This window comes from Marinobacterium sp. MBR-109, assembly GCF_040547565.1.
Lineage (GTDB): Bacteria > Pseudomonadota > Gammaproteobacteria > Pseudomonadales > Balneatricaceae > Marinobacterium.
Genome location: NZ_JBEPPZ010000003.1, coordinates 258506 through 285215, shown reverse-complemented (window position 1 = coordinate 285215; position 26710 = coordinate 258506). Strand labels below are relative to the sequence as shown.

Below are 26710 nucleotides of genomic sequence, written 5' to 3'. Positions count from 1 at the left end.
TTTTGCTTTAAGAAGCTGAGCACGACATTTTCCTTATATCAATCAGGTGAAGTCCCGCAAACGCTCACAATGTAGCCTGATTCGGGCACAATTTAAACTGTCCGTTTACTGTAGACCAGCTGGCATACACCTATATAATGACCCAGCTCTATTTTTTTACCGCATTTTTCTAAGGTTAGCATGCGAATTTTAAGCCGCCTGTTCAAATGGTTTCTCACCCTGTCGCTGATCGGCGTCTTTCTTGGCGCCGCCGCACTTGCGGGGGTCTACTACTATTTCAGCCCGCAATTACCGGATGTGCAAACTTTACGCGACGTAAAGTTTCAAACACCGCTGCGGATCTTCTCAGCCGACGACAAGCTGATCGCCGAATTCGGCGAGAAGAAACGCGTACCGGTCAGCTACGAACAGATCCCGACCGACTTTGTTCACGCACTGCAGGCCGCTGAAGACGCACGCTTTTTTGAGCACTTCGGCATCGACATCAAGGGCCTGAGCCGGGCCGCCTTTCAGTTGGCCTCAACCGGTTCCATCCAGAGCGGCGGTTCGACCATCACCATGCAGGTGGCGAAAAACTTCTTCCTCACTCGCGAACAGACATTCAAACGCAAGTTTATCGAGATTCTACTGGCTCTGCAGATCGAAACCAAGCTCAGCAAGCAGGAGATCATGGCGCTCTATGTAAACCAGATTTATCTGGGGCACCGCGCCTACGGCATCGAAGCGGCCGCCAACACTTACTATGGCTCAAGTATTGATCAGCTCAACCTGGCCCAACTTGCCATGATTGCCGGCCTGCCCAAGGCGCCCTCAGCCTTCAACCCGATCACAAACCCCTCCCGTGCAACCACACGGCGCGACTGGATTCTTGGACGAATGCTTGAGCTGGGGTATATCGACAGCATACGCCATGCCGAAGCCATCGCCTTTGTAGACAATGCGCGCTACCACCGCAGCGATATCGAGTTGGATGCCCCCTACATTGCCGAGATGGTGCGCCAGCAACTGTTCGAGCGTTATGGCGAGGCGCTCTATACCGATGGATATCGTGTCTGGACAACCGTATACAGCCATCAGCAGCAGGAAGCCATTGACGCTCTGCGCCGCGGCCTGCTCGCCTACACGGACCGCCACGGCTACCATGGCGCTGAAGCCAGTCTTGATATGGAAAGCTTGACCAGCGAAGCCGACCAGATTAACCAGCTGCGCCAGTACCCCGCCTTTGCCGGCTTGCAGCCAGCACTGGTCAAATCTGTAACGGACAACTCCGCTCAATTGCTGTTGCGCAGCGGTGAGCCGGCCGAGCTGGAGTGGGACGGCATCAAATGGGCACGTCCTTTCCGCAGCGTACACTGGACAGGCCCTGCCCCAAAAAATGCAACAGAGGTGCTTTCGGCGGGAGATATCATCCGCGTGATGCCCGATGCCGACGGCAAGTTGCGCCTGACCCAAATGCCGCAGGTGCAGGGTGCTCTGGTTGCCCTGAACCCTCAGGATGGCGCCATACGTTCACTGGTTGGCGGCTTCAGCTTCTATCACAACAAGTTCAATCGCGCGATTCAGGCCTACCGTCAGCCGGGTTCCAGCATCAAGCCCTTCCTGTATACAGCCGCGCTCGAGAACGGCTTCACGCCGGCTTCCATCATCAATGACGCCCCCATCGTGTTCCACGATGTCAGCCTTGAGGGTAACTGGCGCCCCGAAAATGACAACGGCCAGTTCAATGGCCCCATGCGCCTGCGAGAAGCCCTGTATCGGTCTCGCAACCTGGTATCCATTCGCATCATGCGATCACTGGGTATCGAGCAGGCACGCGAATACATGCTCAGGTTCGGCTTCGAGCCCGACAAACTGCCGGCCAACCTGTCGCTCTCGCTCGGCAGCGCCAGCGCCACCCCACTGCAGATTGCGCGCGGCTATGCAGCCTTTGCCAATGGCGGCTACCTGGTCGAGCCCTACCTGATCAGTCGGATTGAGAATGCGGAGGGTGAAACGCTGGAGCAGGCCAATCCGCTGCAGGTATGCCGCGACTGCCTGATGACTGAAACCAATGAACAGACAGAGAATATCAGCACTGCATCCGCCAACACGATGGACACCGCCCAGCTGCTTGAAACCGATATACAGCCACAGGCCGCTCCTCGCATCATCAGCGAGCGCAACGCCTTCCTGATCTACGATGTGATGCGCGACGTTATTACACGGGGCACCGGCACGCGAGCTCGCGTCCTGGAACGCTCGGATCTGGCAGGCAAAACCGGCACCACCAATGAACAGAAAGACACATGGTTCAGCGGTTTCAGCCCCGATCTGGTGACAACGGTATGGGTTGGCTTTGACCAGCCCTCTCCTCTTGGACGAGGCGAGTACGGCAGCAGCACCGCCCTTCCGATCTGGATCGACTACATGGAAGAGGCACTGGCCGGATTGCCCGATCGCCCTCCTGCGGCGCCTGAAGGTGTGGTACGTATCGCCATAGACCCGGCCAGCGGCCTGCGCGCCTGGCCCGGTCAGAACAATGCCATCAGCGAATACTTCCGCACCGAAGATGTCCCCTCAGAAACCGCCCGCAGCCCTGAGCAGCAGATGCAGGCACCACCAACCGAAGCCATTTTCGGCTACTAGCATAATCAACTCTTGCACCGGACATAAAAAAACCGCCAGCTGGCGGTTTTTTTATGTCCGTATTTCAGTCCGTGATCAGATGTCTTTCACGCTCTGAATCGGGTAGTGCGAGGGCATCGGCAGACGTGCAACACCTGTGTCGACAGCTGCCTGGGCAACCGCATTGGAGATTGCACCCAGCAGACGCGGGTCAGTCGCCTTCGGCAGGATATACTCACGGCCGAATTCCATCTCCATCAGGTTGTAGGCATTCAGCACTTCCTGCGGAACCGGCTGCTTGGCCAGATCAGCCAGTGCACGCACGGCCGCCGCCTTCATCTCTTCATTGATGGCAGTTGCACGCACATCCAGCGCACCGCGGAAGATGAACGGGAAGCCCAGCACGTTGTTCACCTGGTTCGGATAGTCGGAGCGACCGGTTGCCATGATCACGTCAGAGCGAGTCGCGCGTGCCAGATCCGGCTTGATTTCAGGATCAGGGTTGGCACAGGCGAAGACGATCGGGTTGTCAGCCATCTTCAGCAGGTTTTCCGGTGACAACAGGTCCGGACCAGACAGACCTACAAATACGTCAGCGCCGGTGATGGCATCTTCCAGCGTGCGCTTGTCGGTCTCGGTCGCGAATGCGGCCTTTTCCGGAGTCAGATCATCACGACCCGAGTGAATAACGCCCTTACGGTCGATCATGTAGATGTTTTCGACCTTGGCGCCCATATTGATCAGCAGCTTCATGCAGGCACTGGCAGCAGCACCGGCACCCAGACACACGATCTGCGCATCGGCCAGTTTCTTGCCGGCCAGCTCCAGTGCGTTGATCATGCCGGCAGCCGTTACGATGGCCGTACCGTGCTGATCGTCATGAAAGACCGGAATCTTGCAGCGTTCGATCAGAACACGCTCGATCTCGAAGCACTCCGGCGCCTTGATATCTTCCAGGTTGATGCCACCGAATGTTTCAGCAATACGCGCAACAGTGTCGATGAACGCCTGCGGGCTTTCTGCATCGACTTCGATATCGATGGAGTCAATACCGGCAAAACGCTTGAACAACAGCGCCTTGCCTTCCATGACCGGCTTGGACGCCAGCGGCCCCAGGTCACCCAGACCCAGGATCGCGGTACCGTTGGAGATAACAGCAACCAGGTTGCCTTTGGCGGTGTAACGGTAAGCCGCATCAGGATCCTTCGCGATTTCACGCACGGGCTCAGCCACACCCGGAGAGTAGGCCAGAGAAAGGTCGCGGGAAGTCTCAGCGGAGGTGGTAAGCTCTACACTGATCTTACCCGGACGAGGAAACTCGTGGTAATCGAGGGCGGCTTGTTTGAAATCTTGAGACATGGTTGCTGTTTCCAACTAAGGTTGTAAATAGACGGTCTTGCATCATATATAAAAGCCATATAGACAACAACCGCACTTTAGGCGATGCGAATATAGACTTCAGTCGGCCTGCAGGTGCTGTTCTGCGGTAATTCTGAGCAACCAGCGCTGTTGACCATGGCGCAATCGGCTCTGCCGTTGCAGGCGATCCTGTACCCAGCCACGCGCTTCGATCCGCTTCCCCACCTGCATCTGAGCATGATCCATCCCAAGCGCTTCCGGCAGAAACAGGGCCAGATGATCATCCAGATCGATGTAGTAACCGGCACGGGCTTGAGTGATTCGACTGATACGCCCACTGACCAGTGCAAAACCGGATTTATCAATTTCCATTGCAGCACGGGGTGCACGCTGCCACACACCTTCAGAAACAATACGCGCAGGGGCTTCCGCACTGAACAGGCACTCGGCAAGGCGGGTATTGGCACCCACGGCCAGAGCAAAGCCCAGCCCCTGCTGCAGCATTTTTTCCGCTATCAGCTCATCGCGCCAATACAGGTGTGCCAGCAACCGGCCATAGCGGTCCTGACGCTCAACCCCGGGCAGGAGGTAGACCTGCTGACCCTTTACGCGCCGCTCAAGCCAACGACCCGCCTCACGCGCACCGGGCTGATCAGGGCGCCCGTCGCGCCCGATTTCAGGTGTATCAATCCCGATCAGCCGCACCCGCTGCCCTGACTTCAGACGGACGGTATCTCCGTCGTATACGTGCACGACTTCGGCATCAAAGCCACCCGGCAGCAGCGGGCATTGCGCCCAGGCCGCAGGAGACAACAGAAGCCAAAACGCGGATACAAAAAAGGCACCCACATGGAGTGCCTTTTTTGATGTGCGCTGGCGCAGTCGATTAAGACTTGAAGCCACGACCACCGAAACGCTTCTTGAAACGGTCAACACGGCCGCCGGAAGTCGCTTCCTTCTGCTTGCCGGTGTAGAACGGGTGGCACTGGCTGCACACGTCGACCAGCATGTCCTGACCCATGGTAGAGCGGGTGTTCATCACGTTGCCGCAAGAGCAGGTGATGGTAACTTCGTTGTATTCCGGATGGATACCAGCTTTCATCTTGAACCTCGATAAAATTGGCGTGCCGCCACCCGGTCGTATTCATTGACGCCAGGCACCGCACATTTAATAGTCAGCGCTCCAATAACAGAGCACCGCGATGCTTACAGTTAAGGCGCGAAATTATACGCAGCCCACCCGCTGCGAGCAAGCCAATTCGCGCGCGCCGTTCAACCATTCCCTGTAACGCTCAAAAGCCCTAGACTCGGGGCCACAGCATTGCTGATCAACACCATTCACTGACAGGGCCCCGATCTTGATCTACCGCGTCGCCATTCCAACGCCTCTGCACCGGCTGTTCGACTACCGACCGCCCCTGAGCGGAGCCTGCGCCCAGCCGGGTTGCCGGGTACGGGTCCCGTTCGGTCGGCGCGAAGCGATTGGCATTCTGGTCTCGATCGAGAACACCAGCGAGTTCCCGCTCCACAAGCTCAAACCGGTCAGCGAGGTGCTGGATCAGACTCCGGTATTCAGTGATGACCTGTTTGCGCTGACACGCTGGGCCGCCGGCTACTATCAGCATCCTCTTGGCGATGCACTGCAACAGGCCCTGCCGGTACTGCTGCGCCAGGGACAGCCTGCACGTTTTGCGCACCAGACACTGTGGCACGCCGCACCCGGTGCAACACTGGAGGCTGTCAGCACACGTGCATTCCGTCAGCGAGAGTTGCTGCAGCTGCTGCTGGAGCATCCCGGCGGCATCAGCACGGACGCCCTGCGTGCCGAGGGCGGTGACCCGGCGCTGCTCAAATCACTGCAGCAGAAGGGGCTGGCACAGTCGCTCGAACGCCACCCCGACCTGCGCCATGCCGATCTCACTGAGGGAGTTATCCGTGAGGCACCACTGACACTGCATGATGAGCAGGCACAGGCGGTTGAGGCCATTCGAGCGGCACAGGGTTTCAGCCCTCTGTTGCTTGAGGGCGTCACCGGCTCAGGCAAGACCGAGGTCTATCTGCAGGCGATTCAGTCCTGCCTTGAGCGCGGCCAGCAGGCACTGGTACTGGTACCCGAGATCGGCCTGACGCCACAGACACTGTCCCGCTTCAAGGCACGTTTTCGGGTGCCGGTACTGGCACTGCACTCCGGCATGACCGACCGCCAGCGCCTGGATGCCTGGCTCTGGGCAGATGAAGGCAGCGCCCGCATTCTGATCGGTACGCGTTCAGCCATTTTCACGCCCCTGAGCCGTCCCGGCCTGATCATTGTGGACGAAGAGCATGACAGCTCGTTCAAGCAGCAGGACGGATTTCGCTACCATGCCCGCGATCTGGCGATTTTCCGCGCCAATCAGCTCAAGATCCCCGTTGTACTGGGCAGCGCCACTCCGTCACTGGAGAGCCTGCAGAATGCACGCAGTGGTCGCTATCAGCATCTGCACCTGACCCATCGCGCCGGCAATGCCACCCCTCCCGTATTCAAACTGCTGGACATTCGACAGCAGACGCTGGACGCCGGTCTCTCGGCAGCGTTGATCAGCCAGATCCGATCACATCTTGATCAGGGCACTCAGGTGTTGCTGTTCCTGAACCGACGCGGCTTCTCACCGGCGTTGATCTGCCACGACTGTGGTACTCCGGTCGACTGTACCCGCTGCGATGCGCGCATGACCCTGCACCGTCAGCCCCCCCACCTGCATTGCCATCACTGCGATCGTCAGACACCCATTCCACGCTCTTGCGCTCAGTGCGGCAGCAACCAGCTGCGACCCGCCGGCAGCGGCACCGAGAGGGTAGAAGACCGCCTGCAGGCACACTTTCCTGACACCCCCGTATTGCGGGTCGATCGCGACAGCACTCAGCGCAAGCACGCGCTGGAACGAATCATGCAGCAGGTGCACAGTGGCGCTCCCTGTATTCTCGTGGGTACCCAGATGCTGGCCAAAGGGCATCATTTCCCCAGGGTAACGCTGGTGGCAGTGCTGGATGCGGATGCTGGCCTGTTCAGTGCGGACTTTCGCGGCATGGAAAAAACGGCCCAGTTGATTCTGCAGGTCGCCGGTCGTGCCGGTCGTGCTGATCACCCCGGTGAAGTGCTGCTGCAAACCCTGCATGCGGAGCATCCGATGCTCAACACGCTGGTACACGCCGGCTATGAGGCCTTTGCCAGCGAGGAATTACAGCTGCGGCATGCCGGTTATCTGCCGCCCTTTTCCCATCACGCCCTGCTCCGTGCCGAAGCCAACCGACAGGGGCTGGCCGAGAGCTTTCTGATCAGCTTGCGTGAACTCGCTCAACAGCAACAGCTGCTGCCCCAGGGCGTGCAGTGCATCGGCCCCTTCCCTGCGGTAATGGAAAAGCGTGCAGGTCTGTTCCGCGCCCAGATGCTGTTGCAAAGCCCGCACCGTCCCGCGCTGCAACATGTACTGCCCCTGCTCAGTTCGATGATGCAGGAGCACCCTGAGGCACGCCGGATACGCTGGAGTATCGACGTAGATCCCATTGACAGTTACTGATTGGCAATTGACCACAGCGAGGCCGTATAATACTCGGTTTATTGCATCATTCTGATCTTCGAATCCAGCCAGAGTACCCCAATGAAAGAACAGATTGCCCAGTTGATCGAAACGGCACTTGCCTCCCTGAAAGCTGACGGCACCCTGCCGGCCGATATCGCTCCGAGCATTCAGGTGGAGAACACCCGCGACAAGTCGCACGGTGACTTCGCCAGCAACATCGCCCTGACTCTGGCCAAGCCCGCCCGACGCAACCCGCGTGAGCTGGCACAGCAGATCTGTGACGCCCTGCCGACCTCCTCCAATGTAGAGAAAACCGAGATTGCAGGCCCGGGGTTCATTAACTTCTTTGTCAGCCAGGCATCCATCTTCACCGTCGTGGGTGACATTCTTGCGCAGGGCGACGCGTTCGGTCGCGGTACTCCCGACTCAGGCCCGCGCATGCAGGTGGAGTTTGTGTCCGCCAACCCAACCGGCCCGCTGCACGTAGGCCACGGGCGCGGCGCGGCCTACGGTGCCACCGTAGCCGACCTGCTGGAAGCGGCAGGTATCGAGGTTGAACGCGAATACTATGTCAACGATGCCGGTCGCCAGATGAACATCCTCGCGGTCAGCGTCTGGCTGCGCTATCTGGAACTGAACGATCAGGAACTGACCTTCCCCAGCAACGGCTACCAGGGCTTCTACATCCGCGATATCGCCCATGATCTGTTGAAAGCACATGGCGATCGCTTCAACGTCCCCGTTGCCGAGCTGTTCTTCGACATCATTGCCGATGAGCCTGCCGGTGGCGACAAGGAACTGCATATCGATGCCCTGATCGAGCGCGCCCAGCAGATGCTGGCTGATGACTACGAGCATGTCTTCAACGCCGGTCTTGACGCCATTCTGGGTGATATTCGTGAGGATCTGTCCGAATTCGGTGTTGATTATCAGGTCTGGTTCTCCGAGCGATCTCTGACCCACAGCGGCGATGTTGAACGCGCACTGGAGCAACTGGAAGCGCGGGGCTATCTGTATGAGCAGGAGGGCAACCTCTGGTTCCGCTCCACCGATTTCGGCGACGACAAGGACCGCGTGGTCAAGCGCGCCAATGGTCAGACCACCTACTTCGCGTCCGATATCGCCTACCACATGAACAAGTTCGAGCGCGGCTTTGATCAGGTGGTCAATATCTGGGGCGCCGATCATCACGGCTACATCACCCGCGTCAAGGCGGCCATTCAGGCGCTGGGATACGATCCCGAAAAGCTGGTGGTCAAACTGGTGCAGTTCGCCATCCTCTACCGTGGCAGCGAGCGTGTACAGATGTCGACCCGCTCCGGCTCTTTCGTGACCCTGCGCGAGCTGCGCAATGAAGTGGGCAACGATGCCTGCCGCTTCTTCTATGTAACCCGCAAGGCCGATCAGCACATGGATTTCGATCTGGAACTGGCCAAATCCGAATCCAAGGACAACCCGGTGTACTACATTCAGTACGCCCATGCCCGTGTCTGCTCGGTACTGCGCAAGCTGGAAAGCGAAGGCATGGCCTGGGATCAGGCCGCCGGCTTGGCCGCGCTGGAGCGACTGGAGAGCGAAACCGAAAAGGACCTTGTCATGCAGCTGGGCAAGTACCCGGAAACCCTGCAGCACGCCGCGATCAACTTCGAGCCCCACGTATTGGCCAACTACCTGCGTGATCTGGCGGGTGACTTCCACACCTGGTACAACGGCCACAAGCTGATCATCGATGACACCGAGCTGCGCAACGCCCGTCTGACGCTGAGTGTTGCCGTGCGTCAGACGCTTTCCAACGGCCTGAAGCTGCTGGGCGTATCCGCACCGGAGCAGATGTAAGCATGGCAAAACAGGACTACGGCCAGAAACGTCGCAGCGGCAGCAGTGCCAGTCGCAAGCCGGCACGTCAGTCGGCACCGCGACGTGCTCCCCCGCCTCGACGTCTGCCCCTGGGCCTGACGCTGGTCACTCTGGCGGTGGTAACCGGTCTGGCTTATCTGCTGTACTTCCTGCTGAATACGCCTCCGGATGCTACCGCACCGGCAACCGAACCGACGGCAAAAGCGGTGCAGCCGGCACCCGTCAAGCCGGCCGTAAAAACTGAGCCAATACCAGTGGTCGAGCCGAAGGAAAGCCGTTTCGAGTTTTACGAGAAACTGCCCAAGGCTGAAATTGTGGCGCCCAAGGTTGAGGCCTACAAGTCCACACCCAAAGACGCCATCATGGAGCATCGTTATATGCTCCAGGCCGGCTCCTTCCGCGACCCGGCCGATGCCGAGCGGATGCGGGCCCGGCTGATCCTTGAAGGTCTGCCGGGTGTGCGTACCGACCGCAGCGAAGGCAGCAATGGCACCTGGTATCGAGTGCGCATCGGGCCGTTTGATAACCGTACTGCCATGAATCAGGCCAGCAACCGGCTCGGCAAGCTGCGCATCATTCCCATGGAAGTCCGGATCGACTGATCCGGGCTTCCCCCTTGAAATCCGCCCGCATGCATCCATATCTCTTTCAATTATCGGGCTGAAGGATTTTTTCTGTTATGACAACGATAGTATCAGTACGCCGTGGCGATCAGGTTGTGGTCGGCGGTGACGGTCAGGTTTCGCTTGGCAATACCGTAATGAAAGGCAGTGCCCGCAAGGTCAACATGCTGGCCAAGCACAAGGTCATCACCGGCTTTGCCGGGGGCACTGCCGATGCCATCACCCTGCGCGACCTGTTCGAGCAGCAACTGGACAAGCACCAGGGCAATATTGTTAACGCCGTGATTCATCTGGCGCGCGAATGGCGTTCCGACCGGGTTCTGCGCCGGCTGGAAGCACTGATGCTGGTCGCCAATCATGAAAAAACCTACCTGATCTCCGGCAACGGTGACGTGATCGAGCCGGAGGATGGTGTTATCGCCATCGGATCCGGTGGCAACTTCGCCCTCGCCGCCGCTCGCGCACTGGTCGACAACACCGACCTGAGCGCTCGTGAGATTGTTGAAAAAAGCCTGCACATTGCGGCCGGCATCTGCGTCTTCACCAATGACAACCTGACCATCGAACAACTGGCGAACAGCCGCGAGGAGAAGTGAATATGTCCAACATGACCCCGCGCGAGATCGTGCATGAGCTTAACCGCCACATCATTGGTCAGGACGATGCCAAGCGCTCTGTCGCCATCGCGCTGCGCAACCGCTGGCGCCGCATGCAGCTGAATGAAGAACTGCGGCCGGAAGTGACACCGAAAAACATCCTGATGATCGGCCCCACCGGCGTGGGCAAGACCGAAATCGCCCGCCGTCTGGCCAAACTGGCCAATGCCCCCTTTATCAAGGTCGAAGCCACCAAGTTCACCGAAGTCGGCTACGTGGGCCGTGATGTGGAAACCATCGTGCGCGACCTGACCGAGATGGCCGTGAAGATGGTGCGTGAACAGGCGATGGAGCAGGTGCGCTTCCGTGCCGAGGAAGCCGCCGAAGAGCGCATTCTGGATGCCCTGCTGCCGCCAGCCCGCCCGACCGGCTTCGGTGACGAGCCGCAGCCGAGCAAGACCGACAGCGCCACCCGCCAGGTATTCCGCAAGAAACTGCGTGAAGGCCAGCTGGACGACAAGGAGATCGATGTCGAAGTGGCTCAGCCGCAGGTGGGCGTCGAGATTATGGCACCTCCGGGCATGGAGGAGATGACCAGCCAGCTGCAGAACATGTTTTCCAACCTGGGGCAGGAGCGCAAGAAAAGCCGCCGCCTGAAGGTCAAGGAAGCGTTCAAGCTGCTCACCGACGAGGAAGCCGCGGCACTGGTCAAGGAAGAGGAGACCAAGCAGAAAGCGGTCGAGATGGTGGAGCAGAACGGTATCGTGTTCCTCGACGAGATCGACAAGGTGTGCAAGCGCTCCGACAACGGCAGTGGTGACGTCTCACGCGAAGGCGTACAGCGCGACCTGTTGCCGCTGATCGAGGGCTGCACCGTCAGCACCAAATACGGCATGGTGAAAACCGACCATATTCTGTTTATCGCCTCCGGTGCCTTCCATCTGGCGCGCCCGTCAGACCTGATCCCCGAGCTGCAGGGCCGCCTGCCGATCCGCGTCGAACTGAACGCACTGACGCCTGAGGACTTCCGTCGCATTCTCACCGAACCCAAGGCATCATTGACCGAGCAGTACAGGGCGCTGCTGGCCACCGAAGGTGTCAGCATCGATTTCAGTGAAGACGGCATTGCCCGCATTGCGGAACTGGCGTTCCAGGTCAACGAAAAAACCGAGAATATCGGTGCGCGTCGTCTGCACACCATGATGGAACGACTGCTGGATGAGCTGTCCTACATGGCCTCCGACAAATCGGGTGAAACCGTTCTGATCGATGCCGCGTATGTGGATCAACAGCTTGGCGAACTGAGCCAGGACGAGGATCTGAGTCACTACATCCTCTGATGACAACCCGGCCGGGGCTCAGTGCCCCGGCGTACCGGAGCCACACCATGACCACACAGGTTCCCCTGCCCTCCGATATCCGCCTGCACCTCAAGTCCCGCACTCTGGAGCTGGTCTATGCCGATGGTACCTTTGAACTCACCGCTGAGTTCCTGCGGGTACACTCGCCCTCTGCCGAAGTGCGCGGCCACGGTATCGGCAACGGTGTACTGCAGACCGGCAAAAAGCATGTTGGTATCAAGGGTGTTGAGCCCGCCGGCAACTATGCGCTGAAAATCACGTTTGATGACGGTCACGACTCCGGGCTGTACACCTGGGAATATCTGCATGACCTGGCCCATAATCAGGCCGACTACTGGCAGCGCTACCTGGATCAGCTCAAGGCTGCCGGCGCCTCCCGCGACAACGGTCTAATCGCGCGCGGCTAGTCGCCGCAACCTGTGCGACAAACGCCGACGCGCGGAGTAGAATGACCCCATCAGAGCAGAAGTCGGACAGAACAGCATGTCAGAGCAAAAAGAAAACAAGACCACTCACTTCGGCTACCAGGATGTACCGGTCGAAGAGAAGGTAAAACGCGTGGCCGATGTATTTCACTCGGTTGCAGGCAAGTATGACCTGATGAATGACCTGATGTCCGGCGGCGTTCACCGTCTGTGGAAGCGCATCACCATCGACCAGAGCGGTGTGCGCCGTGGCCACAAGGTGCTCGATATCGCCGGCGGAACCGGCGACCTGACCCGCAAGTTTGCCCGCATGGTGGGCCATGAGGGCAAGGTCGTACTGGCCGACATCAACGATTCCATGCTGAAGGTGGGCCGCGACAAGCTGCTGAATTCCGGCGTGGGCGGTAACGTGGAATATGTTCAGGCCAACGCCGAATGCCTGCCGTTTGAAGACAACACCTTTGACGTTATCACCATCGCCTTTGGTCTGCGTAACGTAACCGATCAGAATGCGGCGATCGCCTCGATGCTGCGGGTACTCAAGCCCGGCGGCAAGCTGATGATTCTGGAATTTTCCAAAACCAATAACCCGGCCTTTACCAAGTTGTATGACTTCTATTCCTTCAACATCCTGCCGCAGATCGGCAAAGTGGTGGCTGGTGACGCCGACAGCTACCGCTATCTGGCCGAATCGATCCGCAAACATCCGGATCAGGAAACGCTCAAGGGGATGATGGAGCAGGCCGGCTTCGTCAACTGTCGCTACCAGAACATGACCGGCGGCGTGGTCGCGCTGCATACCGGCATCAAGCCCTGAGCGGAGGTCTCTGCATGGTAACGGGGATGATCGGCGCAACCCTGCTGACACTGGCAGAAGAAAGTCTCAACCGGATTCTGGCTCAGGACCCGGTTACCCTGCAGCGACTGGCAACCCTGTCAGGCCGTGAAATCGCCGTTCATTGCACCGCTCCCGAATTTCAGCTCTATCTGCTGCCTCACGAACAGGGCATCGACCTGCTGGGGCAAAGTGCCACGGCAGCCGATGTTACTCTGCACGGCTCGGCACTTAACCTGATGCGCCTGCCCTCGGCCTGCAATGCGGTTCTGTTCGGGCAAGGCGTTCGCATCGAGGGCGACAGCGCCCTGGCGCACAAGCTGCAGCAAATTCTGGCCGATAGCCAAATCGATTGGGAAGCCTGGCTCGGCAACCTGATCGGCGATACGGCGGCACACCCGCTGGCACAATTGATGCGCAATACCGGTCAGCAGCTGCAGCGCACGGGCTCAAGCCTCATGCACAGCCTGGAAGAGTATCTGCACGAAGAAGCCCGATTGCTGCCCACACGAGTCGAGATCGAAATCGCACAGGACGAGGGCGATGCCTTGCGCGCCGCCACCGATCGACTGGACGCCCGTATCAGCCGACTTGAACGGCTGCGGGCCTCAGCCAAAGACTGACCCGCCCCAATGCTCTCCCCGAGACCCCTTGCATGAACAGGGCAGTAGCCGATTCTGACCGCCTGAACGCGCTGGATGCACTGCGCGGACTCGCCGCGCTTGCCGTGGTGCTGTTCCACTACATCTACTGGTATGACCGCCTGTATGAGCATGACTTTACCCCCTGGGCACTGGTTGAAGCCGGTCGCTACGGGGTACATCTGTTCTTCATGCTCAGCGGTTTTGTCATATTCATGACCCTGGAGCGCACCCCGGCCCCACATCTGTTTGCCATGGCACGGGCCTTTCGACTGCTGCCGGCACTCTGGGCAGGCATAGCACTTACCTTTGCCAGCGTTCACTGGCTGGGGCCAGAAGACAGAGCCGTGAGCCTCGGCACAGCCTTGCTCAACACTACCCTGCTGCATGAGTACCTGGGCCTTGAGCATGTGGACGGTGCCTACTGGAGCCTTGTGATCGAGGCCACCTTTTACGTCTGGATCGCACTGCTGCACTACGGAGTACGTGACTGGAAGCGTATTCGTCCGGTGTTATGGGGCTGGGTGCTGATCAGCTATGCAGCGGTACTGACATGGAAACAGATACCTGACAGCCTGGCGTTCATCCTCAAGGATCTGCTGTTCACTCGCTATGCTCCGCTGTTCATCAGCGGCATGCTGATCTACCGCTGGTACCGTCACGGCCGCCCGGACCTGGCCGAGCAGGCGCTGCTGGCGGTGGCGATAGGGCACAGCCTGCTCAGCTACAAGGCACCGTTCAACCTGCTGGTGTTTGCCGGCTACGGCATTTTCATGATGGCCGTAATTGGGCGGCTGGACTGGCTGTGTCGTGCTCCCCTGCTTTGGCTGGGACGACTTTCCTACAGCCTGTATCTGGTTCATCAGAACATCGGTTACGGCATCATCTCTGCCGCCTACCGTGCAGGACTGCCCGGCTGGGTGGGGATTATACTGGCGCTGGTCGCGGCCGTTGGATTGGCCATGCTGATTAATCGGGTGATCGAACAACCGGCTCTGCACTGGTTCAGAAGACGTTTTCGCCCCCATGCAGGGGCGAAAATGATCAGAAAGGCTTGACCACCACAAAGATCAGAATGGGAATAAAGATCAGCAGCGGCAGTTCGTTATAGAGTCTGAAATAACGTCCGCTGCGCTTTAGCTCACCGCGCTGCATCTGTTTCAGATAGGCACGACACCAGAAGTGGTAGCCGATCAGAAAACCGACAAACAGCAGTTTCGCGTGCAACCAGCCACCACTCCAGCCATACCCCAGCCAAAGCCAGAGCCCCAGCCCCAGCGTAAATACGGCCATGATGGTCATAAAGCCATAGAGCTTGCGTGCCATGATCTCAAGCCGGGATACATCCTGACCGGCCTCTCGGCCCTCGACGTAGTGCACAAAGATGCGCGGCAGATAGAAAATACCGGCCATCCAGCTGGTCATTGCCAGTATATGAAGCATTTTGTACCAGAGCATGAAGCCTCCTTGATTGAATCTGCCAATATCGCGGCATATGCCCTGCGTGGGCTGTATCAGTGGTTGTTGACCCGGGTATCGACCCGTAAAAGATCGACCAGTTCCACCCGCAGCTCATCACCCGGTCGTACCGGCCCGACCCCTGCCGGCGTACCGGTCAGCACCACATCGCCCGGCTGCAGCGTAAACCACTGGCTGATGTAGCTCAGCAGCTTCAGCACCGGCGTGAGCATCCGGGCGCTGTTGCCATCCTGACGCACTTCACCGTTGACGCTTAAACGGATCTGTACATCGGTCAGATCACCGGCTGTTGCCGGCGACAGAAAGGCGGACAGTGGACAGGCACCATCAAATGCCTTTGATTTCTCCCAGGGATGCCCTTTCTGTTTCAGTTGATCCTGTACTTCACGCAGGGTCAGATCCAGCCCTACACCGATACCGGCAATCGCCCGCTGCGCGCGCTGCTCATCCGCCTGTGCCAGGGTTTCGCCAATCAGCACCGCCAGCTCGGTCTCGAAATGCACGGCACCCAGACCGGCAGGAATATCGAAAGGCTCCTCGAGCGGCACCAGTGAGGTGGCCGGCTTGATAAACAGAATCGGCTCGGTTGGGACCGGATTGTTCAGCTCTTTGGCATGGTCGGCATAGTTGCGCCCGACACACACCACCTTGCCTGTGGGTAACTCAATCAGGCTGGCATCGGCGTTGCGATGTTGATAACTCATTTCGTCTGCTCCGGCTGGATATCTAACGCAATTTTAGCAGAATCACGCCCCGCCTCGATCGTCTGCTTCAATGCTCGCAGCCATATACTGAGCCCGAAGGTCAGCAGCAGTACCAGCCATGAGCCCAGAATAACCCCGGGCCAGCCCAGCCACTCCCAAAAGGGGTTCAGGTAAAAACCGCCGGCGCTGGCGCCGCAGTAGTAAAACAGCAGATAGAGAGATGAGGCACTGGCGCGGGCGCGCCGTGCATTCTGACTGACCCAGCTGCTGGCGCTTGAATGGGCAAAGAAAAAGCCGAAGCTGTTGACCAGCAGGCCCAGCACAATCAGCAACAGGGAATCAAACAGCGTCAGCAGCGATCCCAGCATCAGAATCAGAATACCGCTGGCCATGCAGGCTGGCTGCGACCAGCGTTGTCCGGCCTTGCCCGATATGGAAGAGCCGAACGTACCGCTCAGATAGGTCAGAAACAGCATGCCCAGCAGGCTTGCCGGCAGATGATAGGGCGCATCGGCCAACACAAAGGTGATATAGCTGTACTGATTCACGAAGATGAAGAAATTGAAGCCGCCGATCAGGTACGCCAGCAACAGTAAAGGGTTGCGCAGATGCCCGCCCAGATCGGCCACCATTTGGCGTGGGCGCAAGGGGCGTGGCTCAAAATGCCGAGACTGCGGCAGCAGCAGGGCAAACAGCAGCAGGCAGATGATGCTCAGCAGTGTCATCACCAGAAACGCATCCGACCAGCCCAGCCAGTCACCCACAAAGCCGCCGATAAGACGGCCACTGATCCCGCCCAGACTGTTGCCGCCGATATACAGCCCGACCGCCAGCAACATCGCCTTATGGCTGAACTCATCTCCCATCCAGGCGATGGCGATGGCCGGCAGACCCGCCAGCAGCATCCCCTGCACCGCGCGCAGCACCAGCATGCTGGTGTAATCCTCGGTAAACGACAGCAGCAGTGTCAGCAGCGTGGCACCGCTCATGGTCAACAGCATGATCCAGCGTCGCCCCAGAGCATCCGATAACGGCCCCCAGAAAAGCAGTGAAAGCCCGAGCGTCAGCGTGGTGACGGTGAAAGTCCAGCCGGCTGCCAGCGGCGATACATCAAACGCCTGCGCCAGTATCGGCAGCAACGGCTGAGTCACATACACATTGGCAAAAATCATGAACGACCCCAGGCAGAGCGCCAGCGTGGCACGCCAGAACAGGGGGTTGCCGGACTCGATCATGTAACACTCCCGGTGGTGAAAACTGGTGCCACACTAACAGCCGGGCTATGATCAATAAAATATATAGTTATTATTAATTGCATAAGAATTTCTTATATGGATATCCGCAGTCTGCGCTACTTTGTCGCCGTTGTTGAACAGGGTGGTTTCAGCGCCGCCGCTGAACAGCTGCATATTGCACAGCCCGCTGTCAGCATGGCGATTCGCAAGCTGGAACAGTCGCTGCAACTGCAGCTGTTTCATCGCAATGAACGCCGTGTCAGCCTCACCGATGAAGGCCAGGTACTGCTGCGCCACGCCCACTCAATTCTGCGGGCAGTACAGGATGCCGAGCGCGAGATGCATGAGCTGCATGCGCTGGAACGCGGTGAAGTGCGCGTCGGTGTGCCCGGTATGCTGGGGTCCTATTACTTCCCGCCCATTCTGATGGCCTTTCGCCATCGCTACCCGCAGCTGCGGCTGGAGGTGGTGGAAGCCGGTACGCGACAGCTGCAGCAGATGATTCACTGCGGCGAGATCGATATGGGGGTGATCGTGGCGGACACCCCTCCGGATGATCTGGAAACCCACAGCTTTTTGCAGGCCCAGATGATGGCGGTACTGCCGGTGGATCACAATTTAGCCGGCAGTGACAGTATCAGCTATGACGCCTTCTTCGCCGAGGAACTGGTGCTGTTCAAGGAGGGCTATTTTCACCGTGAAGTGATCGACCGGCTCAGTACCGAGGCCGGTGTCAGTCCCCATATCGGTTTTGAAACCAACCTGATTCCGCTGATCAAGCAGATCGTCAGCCACGGCTTTGGCATCACCACCCTGCTGGAGATGGTGGTAGCCGACGACCCACAGCTGATCGCCCTGCCCTTTGAGCAGCCGGTCTGGCTTGATCTGTCTTTGGCCTGGCGTAAGGGTCATCTGCTGTCACGTGCCAACCGCACCTTTGTCGATTTCGTACTGGAGCAGGCCGGCAACGGCTGATGACAGCTGCTGCCGTCAGGATTATGATGCTGTCCCATTATCCCGGCCTAATGGCCTCTGTTTTAAGGAGAGCACATGCTCAGCACCAACAGCTACTTCGACGGCAAGGTCGTCTCCATCGCATTTGAGACCCCTGAAGGCCCCGCCACCTCCGGTGTGATGGCCGCAGGTGAATACACCTTCGGTACCAGCCAGAACGAGCGCATGATCGTGACCGCCGGCGAACTGATCGTACGCCTGCCGGGCAGCGAAGAGTGGACCTCATTCCCGGCCGGCACCGACTTCAACATCACCGCCGGCGACTCCTTCGATCTGCAGGTCAAAGCCCCGACCGCCTACCTCTGCTACTACAGCTGAGCGCGCCGGAGCCGGCCTGCCCGGCTCCCTGCTGCATTTTAATTCAAGCACGGCTGAATATTTTTCCCGCTCGCAACGCTCTGTCTCGGCACACAAGCGGTTCAGGTTTGTGCTAGAATCCCCGCTTTAATTTTCCTGGCTGGACGAGTTTCCGCCCAGCTGCAGCATGAGTCACAGACGATGAGCAAAACTACTTCTCTGGATAAGAGCAAGATCCGGATTCTGTTGCTGGAAGGCGTGCACCAGTCCGCGATCGACACGCTGAACGCGCAGGGCTACACCAACATCGAATTCCACACCGGATCACTGCCCGAAGAAGAGCTGATCGAGAAGGTGCGCGACGCCCATTTTGTCGGCATCCGCTCCCGCACCCAGCTGACCCGCAAGGTGTTCGAATCAGCCGAGAAGCTGGTCGCTGTGGGTTGCTTCTGCATCGGTACCAACCAGGTCGACCTGCAGGCAGCTACTGAAGGCGGTATTGCCGTATTCAACGCGCCCTACTCCAACACCCGCTCCGTTGCCGAGCTGGTGCTGGCCGAGGCGATCATTCTGCTGCGCGGCGTGGCCGAGAAGAACGCCAAGGCTCACCGTGGCGAATGGCAGAAAAGTGCGAAGAACTCCTACGAAATCCGTGGCAAGAAGTTGGGTATCGTCGGCTATGGCAGCATCGGCTCCCAGCTGAGCGTACTGGCCGAAGGCCTGGGCATGGATGTCTACTTCTATGATGTCGTCACCAAGCTGCCGCTGGGCAACGCCAAACAGGTCAGCTCAATGCCTGAACTGCTGGGCATGTGTGACATCGTCACCCTGCACGTACCTGAGCTGCCGTCAACCAAGAACATGATGGGTGCCACCCAGTTTGACCAGATCAAGCAGGATGCAATCTTCATCAACGCCGCACGCGGAACCGTGGTCGATATCGACGCCCTGTGTGAAGCGCTCAAATCCGGCAAACTGCTGGGGGCCGCCATCGATGTGTTCCCGGTTGAGCCGCGCACCAACAATGATGAGTTCATCAGCCCGCTGCGTGAGTTCGACAACGTGATCCTGACCCCGCATGTGGGTGGCTCCACCATGGAAGCGCAGGAAAACATCGGTTATGAAGTGGCCGAAAAGCTGATCAAATACAGCGACAACGGCTCTTCCATCACCTCCGTTAACTTCCCGGAAGTGGCGCTGCCGGAGCACCCGAACAAGCACCGTCTGCTGCACGTACACGAGAACATCCCTGGCGTTTTGAGCCAGATCAACACGGTGTTCTCCGAAAACGGCATCAACATCTCTGGCCAGTATCTGCAGACCAACGACAAGGTCGGCTACGTGGTGATCGATGTGGATGCCGATTACTCCAAGCTGGCACTGGAAAAACTGCAGCAGGTCAACGGTACCATTCGCTGCCGCCGTCTGTTCTGATCGCCTTCCCGGTGCACTTTTGAAAAGGCAGGCCTGAGGCCTGCCTTTTGCGTTTGTGCCGCACCCAACTGCGGTCATCTTTCCAGCCACACCAAACCGTGTCACAGTCAGCTAGAATTCACTGAGTCGCGCTAGAATGCTCGAAAGGGCATTGTGCCTTTCTGTTCCTATACCCTGTGCGGACCTCCTGGATGATCCGATCAAGACTGCTGACGCTGATAGTGTTTCTTCTGTTGGGGCTGACCACCTCTCTTTCGGCGGCAACACCAGAGCTGGTAACGCAGCTGGAAAGACAGATTGAGCAGCTCAGCCCGGATGACAGCAGCCAATCCCCGTTGCGCGATCTGTATCAGCGCACCCTCACCGCCATCAAGGACCAGCAGCAGTATCAGCAACGTGCCGAGTCCCTGCAGAAGCAGCTGGAACGTCAACCCGCTGCACTGGAAGAGCAGCAGCGCCAACTGGAACGCCCCCTGACACCGATCGACATGCAGTCATTGCAGGCTCTCGATACCGCCAGTCTTGAGCAGCGCCTGACCCTCAAGCGCGCCGCCCTGTTGCAGCTGGAGCAGCGCCGTGACCAGCTGTTGCAGCAGACCGAACTCAATGAGCAGAAACTGGTGTCCCTGCGTGAGCAGCTGGCAGACCTGAAACAGACAACACCTCGCATTCCCGATTTTCCCGGTGACGGCGACCGCCAGCTGACCGATGCACGTTTGCAACTGAGAAATGCACTGCAGGAACGTCACAACAGCCAGATACAGGCGCTGGAGCTGGAGCTGCTGGCACTGCCGGGTGAAAGCGAACGCGCCCGGCTGGAGCTGCGTCACTTGCAGCAGCTGCTGACCGCCGAGAGCGAACAGCTGACGCAGATGCAGCAGCTGCTGGAACAGAAACGACAGGATGAACTGCAAAGCACCCTGAGCAACCTGATTCAGGCGGGTGCCGAAGCCACACAGCCCGGGCCAATACGGGAGTTGATCGAGCGCAATCGCGAACTGACCGAGCAGCTGGGACAGCTCAACGAGCGCAGTGCCGCCGCTACCCGCAGCCGCAATGCGCTGGAGCAGGAGTTGAACCTGGTCAGCCAAAGCCTCAAAACCGTCCAGCAACAGCTGGAGCTGGACAGCTACAGCGCCAGCTATGAGCTGCGCCGCTTCACTCAGTCGCTGTCACGCCCGGTCGACACACTGTCCACACGGCAGATGCTGAATTCGTTACGCCTTGGCAGCCTTGACTTCAATCGCTTGCGGGCACAACAGGATGCACAGACCAACACCGAACACGCTTCCCTGTCCGCTGCACAACAGCAACAGCTGGCGCAGCTGCAGGCCAGTCAGGAAAATCTGCTCAGTCGGATACAGGAGCGTCGACAACAGCTGATCGGCGAGCTGTCACAGCTTCTCACCGTCCAGGAACAGCTCAATGACCGTATTTCACAGGCTCGAGGCCTGATTGCACGCCAGTTGCTGTGGCTGCCGGTGGTCACACCCATATCCGCCTCCTGGCCGGGACAGGTTGTCTCCGGCTTCAGTCTGCTGTCCCAGCAGCTCAAGTCCATGTTGCAAACCTCGGTATGGAATGACACTCCGCAGCTGGGGTTGAGCGTGATCATGTTCGTCGTGAGCTTGCTGGTGGCATTCTGGCTGCAGCGCTATCAGCGCCAGCATCGGGCCCGCTGGGTACGCGAGCTGGGCAATGTAGTGCATGACCGTTTTGCCCGCACCTTGCGTCTGTGTCTGCTCGCCCCTCTGATTGCAGCCCCCTTGCCGCTGCTGTTGACTCTGTTGCGCGAGCACAGCCTCAATCCAGCACATTCCGATCACTTTGCACTGCAACAGCTGATGCTGTTCTGGGCAACCAGCTTGTTACTGTATGGCACCATACTGCAATGGCTACGCGTACCCGACGGTCTCTTCTGCGGTCATTTTGCAACCCCCGAAGCGCTTGCCAAACGCCTGAAACGGCAGCTGCATCTGCTGTTCTGGTTTGGCACCCCGTTACTGAGCCTGTGGCTGCTGATCGACAGCTACAATTCTCCCGAACTGCAAACCGGGCTGGGGCGGCTGATCTTCCTGCTGCTGACACTTTCCCTGATTCTGTTCTGGCGCGGCATCTGGCGTGTCAGCCATGAGCTGAATCAGATGACACAGGGCCGACGCTGGTGGCAGAGCGCCCACCTCTGGATCGCGATGTTGATTTTGTTCAACATCGCCATGTTCCTGCTCGGTGTCTGGGGCTATATTTTGACCGCTCTGTTCTTCATGCTGATTCTGCTGGTAGTGATTCTGCAAGTGTTGGGCGCCTTTCTGGTGTTCAAGCTTGGCCTGCGCTGGCTGCTGATTGCCGAACGCCGTTTGGCGTTCAGTCGCGCCCGCGCTCGCAGAGCAGAACGGGTGGCAGCTCGTGAAAACAGCGAAGACAACTCTACGCCGCTGAAGGAAAACTATCTCGATCTGCAGACCATCTCCGACCAGTCTCGAATACTGCTGAAAAGCCTTACCCTGCTGTTTCTGGGCATCATGCTGTGGCTGACGCTGGGCGATTTCCTGCCGACACTGCAAGTACTGGAAAGTGTACAGCTCTGGAGCAGCCTCTCTCAGCAGGGAGCGGAGCAGATACTCACCCATGTCACGCTGCGTGATCTTATCCTGGGGTTGCTGGTGCTATGGATCAGCATTATGGCCGCCCAAAACCTGCCGGGGCTGCTGGAACTGCTGGCCCTGCGCCATCTCGACCTGACACCCGGTACCAGCTACGCCATCACCACCTTGCTGAAATACACCCTGATTCTGGTTGGGGTGCTGGTTGCCATCAGCCAGTTCGGGCTGGAATGGGGCAAACTGCAATGGCTGATTGCAGCCCTGGGGGTAGGCCTTGGCTTTGGCCTGCAAGAGATTGTGGCCAACTTCGTTTCGGGCCTGATCATCCTGTTTGAAAAGCCGGTCCGGATCGGGGATACCGTCACGCTGGGCAATGTCACGGGTACCGTGTCACGTATCCAAATACGCGCCACCACCATTACCGACTGGGACCGCAAGGAGGTGATCATCCCCAACAAGACGTTCATCACCAATCAGCTGATCAACTGGTCACTCAGCGATGCCATAACACGGGTCGTGATCACGGTGGGTATCGCCTACGGCAGCGACGCCGAGCTGGCTGAACGTCTGCTGCTGGATGTCGCGCGCGCCAACCCGCGCGTGCTGGACGATCCCGAACCCGATGCTTATTTCAGAGAGTTTGCCGACAGCAGCCTGCAGATCGATCTGCGTGTATTTGTCAGCACTATGTCCGATCGCATCCCGGTCACGGATGAACTCAACAAGGCGATCAACAAAACCTTCAATGAACACGATATCGAAATCGCTTTCCCGCAGCTGGATGTCCATCTGCACCGCGTTAAACCGGCACAGGGCCCCGAAACCGCCTGAGCTGCAGCTAAAACGAGTGTATCAGCCGGCCTTCGGGCCGGTTGTTTTAAATTTACGACAAGCCGGGGCCGATACAGTGCAGATGCACACATCCCGGAATACACACTGACCATCTTGTAAAAAAACAACCAAATATTCACGAAAAACTGTCAACAACCCGCGATCTTTCACTAAAACCCCACCATTGAGCCACTTCTTCATACTTTAGGCGCAAACGCGGGACAGGCGCGTTTTTTTGCGCTATTTTCGCAATGCACAATCCTTTGATGGACAGTTATTCCTGCTGCTGCCGGCTTGCACCGGCGCAGATGATTCAATCAATTGGGGCAAGAAGATGAGCCAACGGGTACAGGTCGGTGGCCTGCAGGTCGCCAAAGAGCTTTACGATTTCATCAACACTGAAGCACTGCCGGGCACCGGCGTCGAGGTGGAGCAGTTCTGGAGCCGCTTCGACAGCATCGTGCACGACCTCGCACCGCGCAACCGTGAGCTGCTGGCCAAACGTGACGCCCTGCAGGCACAGATCGATGCCTGGCACCGCGACAATCGCGGTGATCGCTTCAGCTTTGATGCCTACAAATCTTTCCTGCAGGAGATCGGCTACCTGCTGCCGGAAGGTGAAGACTTCACCGCCTCCACCGAGAACGTGGACCCGGAAATGGCCACCATGGCCGGCCCCCAGCTGGTCGTCCCGGTGATGAACGCCCGCTACGCACTGAACGCGGCCAATGCCCGCTGGGGCAGTCTGTATGACGCCCTGTACGGCACCGATGCCATACCGGAAACGAATGGTGCCGAGAAGGGGCAGGGCTACAACCCCGCTCGTGGCGCCAAGGTGATCGCCTTCGGTCGTGACTTCCTTGATCAGAGTGCCCCGCTCAAGGGCGCCTCGCACAAGGATTCGGCCGGCTACAGCATTCAGAACGGCCAGCTGTGTGTCGTGCTGCGTGATGGTGGTGAAACCGGGCTGGAAGACAGCGCCCAGCTGATCGGCTACAACGGCAGCGCCAGCAACCCGACCGCCATTCTGATCCAGCACAACGGTCTGCACTTTGAGATCCAGATCGACCGCGACAGCCAGATTGGCAAGTCCGATGCCGCCGGTGTAAAAGACATCCTGATGGAAGCGGCGCTGACCACCATCATGGACTGCGAAGACTCCGTTGCCGCCGTGGATGCTGAAGACAAGGTACTGGCCTATCGCAACTGGCTGGGCCTGATGCAGGGTACCCTGACGGAAGAGATCCAGAAGGGTGACAAAACTTTCACCCGCCGCATGAACCCGGACCGCGAATACACCGCTGCAAATGGCGGCAGCCTGGCGTTGAAGGGCCGGAGTCTGATGTTCGTGCGCAACGTGGGCCACCTGATGACCAACCCGGCCATCATCGACCGCGACAGCAACGAGATCCCTGAGGGCATCATGGACGGCGTGGTCACTACCCTGATTTCGCTGCACGATATCAAGGGCAACGGCCCGTTCCGCAACGCCACCACCGGCTCCATCTACATCGTGAAGCCGAAGATGCACGGCCCGGAAGAAGTAGCCTTTGCAGACGAGCTGTTCGGCCGTGTGGAAGACGCCCTCGACCTGCCCCGCTTCACCATGAAGATGGGCATCATGGACGAAGAGCGCCGTACCACCGTTAACCTGAAAGAATGCATCCGGGCCGCGAAAGAGCGCGTGGTGTTCATCAATACCGGTTTCCTCGACCGCACCGGCGACGAGATCCACACCTCCATGGAAGCCGGCCCGATGGTTCGCAAGGGCGAGATGAAAGCCGCCGCCTGGATCAAGGCTTACGAAGACTGGAACGTCGACAACGGCCTGGCCTGTGGCCTCAGCGGCCGCGCCCAGATCGGCAAGGGGATGTGGGCGATGCCGGACCTGATGGCCGGTATGCTGGAACAGAAGATAGGCCACCCGCTGGCCGGTGCCAACACCGCCTGGGTTCCGTCGCCGACCGCCGCTGCGCTGCACGCACTGCACTACCACAAGGTGGATGTGTTTGCCCGCCAGCAGGAGCTGAAGAACCGCACCCGCGCCAGCCTGGACGATATCCTGACCATCCCGGTGGCGCAGAATCCGAACTGGAGTGCCGAAGAGATCCAGCAGGAACTGGACAACAACGCCCAGGGCATCCTCGGCTACGTGGTACGCTGGGTCGATCAGGGCGTAGGCTGCTCCAAGGTACCGGACATCAACGATGTGGGCCTGATGGAAGACCGCGCAACCCTGCGTATATCCAGCCAGCACATTGCCAACTGGCTACACCACGGCATTTGCACTGAAGAGCAGGTGATGGAAACCCTGCAGCGCATGGCTGCGGTCGTGGATCGTCAGAACGCCGGTGATGCCCTGTATCAGCCGATGGCGCCCAACTTCGATGACAGCATCGCCTTCCAGGCTGCCTGCGAACTGGTGCTCAAGGGTTGTGAACAGCCCAGCGGCTACACCGAGCCGGTGCTGCACCGTCGTCGTCTGGAGCTGAAGGCCAAACAGGCCGGCTGATGCCCCAGCGCTGAGTCCGTAAACGAAAACCCCGCCGGTTTACGCCCGCGGGGTTTTTATATCCGTCCCCAGCCTCATATCGCACGATCAAAATACAGCTCTACACCCCCCAGCTCGGCGACTTCCTGCAACCACTGTTGCAGCCGTGGCGGGAACGTCAGACCTTGCACCATAGTGAGATACTGCAACGGCGGAAAGTTCATGACATCGTTCCAGCTCAAGGTGTTGCCTTGCTCCGACGGCAGCGTCAACGGCGGAAGTTCCGCCAGCACACGCTCAATGACAGCCTTATGCGTTTCGGTATCGGCCAGAGCCTGCTCAAAGCTGCCCCCCAACATCGCTTCCTTGTTGTGACGGAAGTAGTCCCGCGCCGATTCGGTGGCGAAGGTTTTCATGCCGATCTGGGTCACTCGGGGAAAGGTCAACGCCCAACTGTGCGCCTGAACCGGCTGCAGCCGCGGCTGGATCGCCTCAGCCAGTTGCAGCGGGCGCAGCGCCTTGGGCCCGTCCCCCAGTTCATCCAGCAGCTTGGCAATATCCATGCTCTCACCTATGGCCACACCCTGATGCTCAAAGATCGGCACCATCTTCCTGCCGATAAGACGCTGGCAGCTCGCCTCATCATCATTGAGCAATACCACCTGCTCAAGATCGCTGACCTGTCTGTAGTGCGCCACCAGAAGGGTGCGAATACAGAAGGGGCAGTGGTCATAGACATACAATCGTGACACGGGCTATCT

General features: G+C 58.7%; 22 protein-coding genes. 15 read left to right on the top strand and 7 right to left on the bottom strand.

The features are described from left to right. Positions 1–180 precede the first annotated feature (180 nt). Positions 181–2625: a penicillin-binding protein 1A gene (locus tag ABIE60_RS06260; protein ID WP_354468582.1), complete on the top strand. Its 2445-nt coding sequence runs from the start codon at positions 181–183 to the stop codon at positions 2623–2625. A 75-nt stretch (positions 2626–2700) separates the two neighbouring features. Here the strand turns inward: ABIE60_RS06260 and ABIE60_RS06255 are convergent, their stop codons facing one another. The 3 genes from ABIE60_RS06255 to rpmE form a co-directional block, all read right to left on the bottom strand. Beyond that, positions 2701–3963 carry a malic enzyme-like NAD(P)-binding protein gene (locus ABIE60_RS06255; RefSeq protein WP_354468581.1) on the bottom strand — a complete coding sequence of 421 codons (1263 nt, stop codon included), beginning with the start codon at positions 3961–3963 and terminating at the stop codon, positions 2701–2703. Positions 3964–4062: 99 nt separating this feature from the next. Beyond that, on the bottom strand, positions 4063–4866 hold the full coding sequence (locus ABIE60_RS06250) for a thermonuclease family protein (RefSeq protein WP_354468580.1): 804 nt from the start codon (positions 4864–4866) through the stop codon (positions 4063–4065). Further along, the gene (gene rpmE, locus ABIE60_RS06245) at positions 4850–5065 is read right to left on the bottom strand and encodes a 50S ribosomal protein L31 (protein ID WP_091827249.1); all 216 of its coding nucleotides are present in this window, start codon (positions 5063–5065) and stop codon (positions 4850–4852) included. The genes ABIE60_RS06250 and rpmE overlap by 17 nt, the downstream gene beginning before the upstream one ends. Before the next feature lie 256 nt (positions 5066–5321). On the opposite strand from rpmE, the gene ABIE60_RS06240 reads away from it, so the two are divergent. The 9 genes from ABIE60_RS06240 to ABIE60_RS06200 all read left to right on the top strand — a co-directional run bounded on the left by ABIE60_RS06240 (position 5322) and on the right by ABIE60_RS06200 (position 14919). Continuing rightward, positions 5322–7520 (top strand): primosomal protein N', encoded by a 2199-nt coding sequence (locus ABIE60_RS06240; protein ID WP_354468579.1) that lies wholly within the window; start codon positions 5322–5324, stop codon positions 7518–7520. Between the two features lie 81 nt (positions 7521–7601). Beyond that, the gene (gene argS / locus ABIE60_RS06235) at positions 7602–9359 is read left to right on the top strand and encodes an arginine--tRNA ligase (protein ID WP_354468578.1); all 1758 of its coding nucleotides are present in this window, start codon (positions 7602–7604) and stop codon (positions 9357–9359) included. Between the two features lie 2 nt (positions 9360–9361). Next, the gene (locus ABIE60_RS06230; RefSeq protein WP_354468577.1) at positions 9362–9982 is read left to right on the top strand and encodes an SPOR domain-containing protein; all 621 of its coding nucleotides are present in this window, start codon (positions 9362–9364) and stop codon (positions 9980–9982) included. Between the two features lie 77 nt (positions 9983–10059). Continuing rightward, entirely contained in the window at positions 10060–10599 is a 540-nt protein-coding gene (gene hslV, locus ABIE60_RS06225; protein WP_206836964.1) for an ATP-dependent protease subunit HslV, read from the top strand. A 2-nt stretch (positions 10600–10601) separates the two neighbouring features. After that, positions 10602–11939, top strand: coding sequence for an ATP-dependent protease ATPase subunit HslU (gene hslU, locus ABIE60_RS06220; protein WP_354468576.1), 1338 nt, complete (start codon positions 10602–10604; stop codon positions 11937–11939). Positions 11940–11986: 47 nt separating this feature from the next. After that, positions 11987–12367 (top strand): gamma-butyrobetaine hydroxylase family protein, encoded by a 381-nt coding sequence (locus ABIE60_RS06215; RefSeq protein WP_354468575.1) that lies wholly within the window; start codon positions 11987–11989, stop codon positions 12365–12367. Between the two features lie 76 nt (positions 12368–12443). Then, on the top strand, positions 12444–13202 hold the full coding sequence (gene ubiE / locus ABIE60_RS06210) for a bifunctional demethylmenaquinone methyltransferase/2-methoxy-6-polyprenyl-1,4-benzoquinol methylase UbiE (protein ID WP_354468574.1): 759 nt from the start codon (positions 12444–12446) through the stop codon (positions 13200–13202). Between the two features lie 14 nt (positions 13203–13216). Continuing rightward, complete coding sequence (locus ABIE60_RS06205) at positions 13217–13843, top strand: ubiquinone biosynthesis accessory factor UbiJ (RefSeq protein WP_354468573.1); 627 nt, start codon at positions 13217–13219, stop codon at positions 13841–13843. A 32-nt stretch (positions 13844–13875) separates the two neighbouring features. Next, positions 13876–14919 carry an acyltransferase family protein gene (locus ABIE60_RS06200; RefSeq protein WP_354468572.1) on the top strand — a complete coding sequence of 348 codons (1044 nt, stop codon included), beginning with the start codon at positions 13876–13878 and terminating at the stop codon, positions 14917–14919. Here ABIE60_RS06200 and ABIE60_RS06195 read toward each other — a convergent pair. The 3 genes from ABIE60_RS06195 to ABIE60_RS06185 are packed head-to-tail and all read right to left on the bottom strand — an operon-like array spanning position 14906 to position 17279. Continuing rightward, the gene (locus tag ABIE60_RS06195; protein ID WP_091827221.1) at positions 14906–15319 is read right to left on the bottom strand and encodes a CopD family protein; all 414 of its coding nucleotides are present in this window, start codon (positions 15317–15319) and stop codon (positions 14906–14908) included. The two genes, ABIE60_RS06200 and ABIE60_RS06195, sit on opposite strands and share 14 nt — an antisense overlap. Positions 15320–15375: 56 nt before the next feature. Continuing rightward, positions 15376–16044 (bottom strand): fumarylacetoacetate hydrolase family protein, encoded by a 669-nt coding sequence (locus ABIE60_RS06190; RefSeq protein WP_354468571.1) that lies wholly within the window; start codon positions 16042–16044, stop codon positions 15376–15378. After that, positions 16041–17279: an MFS transporter gene (locus ABIE60_RS06185; protein WP_354468570.1), complete on the bottom strand. Its 1239-nt coding sequence runs from the start codon at positions 17277–17279 to the stop codon at positions 16041–16043. Before ABIE60_RS06185 ends, ABIE60_RS06190 begins: the two co-directional genes overlap by 4 nt. A 96-nt stretch (positions 17280–17375) precedes the next feature. On the opposite strand from ABIE60_RS06185, the gene ABIE60_RS06180 reads away from it, so the two are divergent. The 5 genes from ABIE60_RS06180 to ABIE60_RS06160 all read left to right on the top strand — a co-directional run bounded on the left by ABIE60_RS06180 (position 17376) and on the right by ABIE60_RS06160 (position 25970). After that, on the top strand, positions 17376–18254 hold the full coding sequence (locus tag ABIE60_RS06180; RefSeq protein WP_354468569.1) for a LysR family transcriptional regulator: 879 nt from the start codon (positions 17376–17378) through the stop codon (positions 18252–18254). A gap of 75 nt (positions 18255–18329) precedes the next feature. Continuing rightward, positions 18330–18611, top strand: coding sequence for a pyrimidine/purine nucleoside phosphorylase (ppnP, locus tag ABIE60_RS06175; RefSeq protein WP_354468568.1), 282 nt, complete (start codon positions 18330–18332; stop codon positions 18609–18611). A 180-nt stretch (positions 18612–18791) separates the two neighbouring features. Further along, positions 18792–20024 carry a phosphoglycerate dehydrogenase gene (serA, locus tag ABIE60_RS06170; RefSeq protein WP_354468567.1) on the top strand — a complete coding sequence of 411 codons (1233 nt, stop codon included), beginning with the start codon at positions 18792–18794 and terminating at the stop codon, positions 20022–20024. Between the two features lie 191 nt (positions 20025–20215). Further along, positions 20216–23458, top strand: coding sequence for a mechanosensitive ion channel domain-containing protein (locus tag ABIE60_RS06165; protein ID WP_354468566.1), 3243 nt, complete (start codon positions 20216–20218; stop codon positions 23456–23458). A gap of 334 nt (positions 23459–23792) precedes the next feature. Continuing rightward, positions 23793–25970 carry a malate synthase G gene (locus ABIE60_RS06160; protein WP_354468645.1) on the top strand — a complete coding sequence of 726 codons (2178 nt, stop codon included), beginning with the start codon at positions 23793–23795 and terminating at the stop codon, positions 25968–25970. A gap of 74 nt (positions 25971–26044) precedes the next feature. Here ABIE60_RS06160 and grxB read toward each other — a convergent pair whose 3' ends face one another. After that, entirely contained in the window at positions 26045–26701 is a 657-nt protein-coding gene (gene grxB, locus ABIE60_RS06155; protein ID WP_354468565.1) for a glutaredoxin 2, read from the bottom strand. Between the last annotated feature and the right edge of the window lie 9 nt (positions 26702–26710).

What these genes read in the sequence shown, in the direction of transcription:
- ABIE60_RS06185 (WP_354468570.1), bottom strand. Translation starts at nt 17,279, where the DNA reads ATGATCGAGTCCGGCAACCCCCTGTTCTGGCGTGCCACGCTGGCGCTC.
- hslV (WP_206836964.1), top strand. Translation starts at nt 10,060, where the DNA reads ATGACAACGATAGTATCAGTACGCCGTGGCGATCAGGTTGTGGTCGGC.
- ABIE60_RS06255 (WP_354468581.1), bottom strand. Translation starts at nt 3,963, where the DNA reads ATGTCTCAAGATTTCAAACAAGCCGCCCTCGATTACCACGAGTTTCCT.
- ABIE60_RS06205 (WP_354468573.1), top strand. Translation starts at nt 13,217, where the DNA reads ATGGTAACGGGGATGATCGGCGCAACCCTGCTGACACTGGCAGAAGAA.
- ABIE60_RS06165 (WP_354468566.1), top strand. Translation starts at nt 20,216, where the DNA reads ATGATCCGATCAAGACTGCTGACGCTGATAGTGTTTCTTCTGTTGGGG.
- ABIE60_RS06195 (WP_091827221.1), bottom strand. Translation starts at nt 15,319, where the DNA reads ATGCTCTGGTACAAAATGCTTCATATACTGGCAATGACCAGCTGGATG.
- hslU (WP_354468576.1), top strand. Translation starts at nt 10,602, where the DNA reads ATGTCCAACATGACCCCGCGCGAGATCGTGCATGAGCTTAACCGCCAC.
- ABIE60_RS06260 (WP_354468582.1), top strand. Translation starts at nt 181, where the DNA reads ATGCGAATTTTAAGCCGCCTGTTCAAATGGTTTCTCACCCTGTCGCTG.
- ABIE60_RS06190 (WP_354468571.1), bottom strand. Translation starts at nt 16,044, where the DNA reads ATGAGTTATCAACATCGCAACGCCGATGCCAGCCTGATTGAGTTACCC.
- ppnP (WP_354468568.1), top strand. Translation starts at nt 18,330, where the DNA reads ATGCTCAGCACCAACAGCTACTTCGACGGCAAGGTCGTCTCCATCGCA.
- serA (WP_354468567.1), top strand. Translation starts at nt 18,792, where the DNA reads ATGAGCAAAACTACTTCTCTGGATAAGAGCAAGATCCGGATTCTGTTG.
- ubiE (WP_354468574.1), top strand. Translation starts at nt 12,444, where the DNA reads ATGTCAGAGCAAAAAGAAAACAAGACCACTCACTTCGGCTACCAGGAT.
- ABIE60_RS06230 (WP_354468577.1), top strand. Translation starts at nt 9,362, where the DNA reads ATGGCAAAACAGGACTACGGCCAGAAACGTCGCAGCGGCAGCAGTGCC.
- ABIE60_RS06200 (WP_354468572.1), top strand. Translation starts at nt 13,876, where the DNA reads ATGAACAGGGCAGTAGCCGATTCTGACCGCCTGAACGCGCTGGATGCA.
- ABIE60_RS06215 (WP_354468575.1), top strand. Translation starts at nt 11,987, where the DNA reads ATGACCACACAGGTTCCCCTGCCCTCCGATATCCGCCTGCACCTCAAG.
- ABIE60_RS06180 (WP_354468569.1), top strand. Translation starts at nt 17,376, where the DNA reads ATGGATATCCGCAGTCTGCGCTACTTTGTCGCCGTTGTTGAACAGGGT.
- ABIE60_RS06160 (WP_354468645.1), top strand. Translation starts at nt 23,793, where the DNA reads ATGAGCCAACGGGTACAGGTCGGTGGCCTGCAGGTCGCCAAAGAGCTT.
- rpmE (WP_091827249.1), bottom strand. Translation starts at nt 5,065, where the DNA reads ATGAAAGCTGGTATCCATCCGGAATACAACGAAGTTACCATCACCTGC.
- argS (WP_354468578.1), top strand. Translation starts at nt 7,602, where the DNA reads ATGAAAGAACAGATTGCCCAGTTGATCGAAACGGCACTTGCCTCCCTG.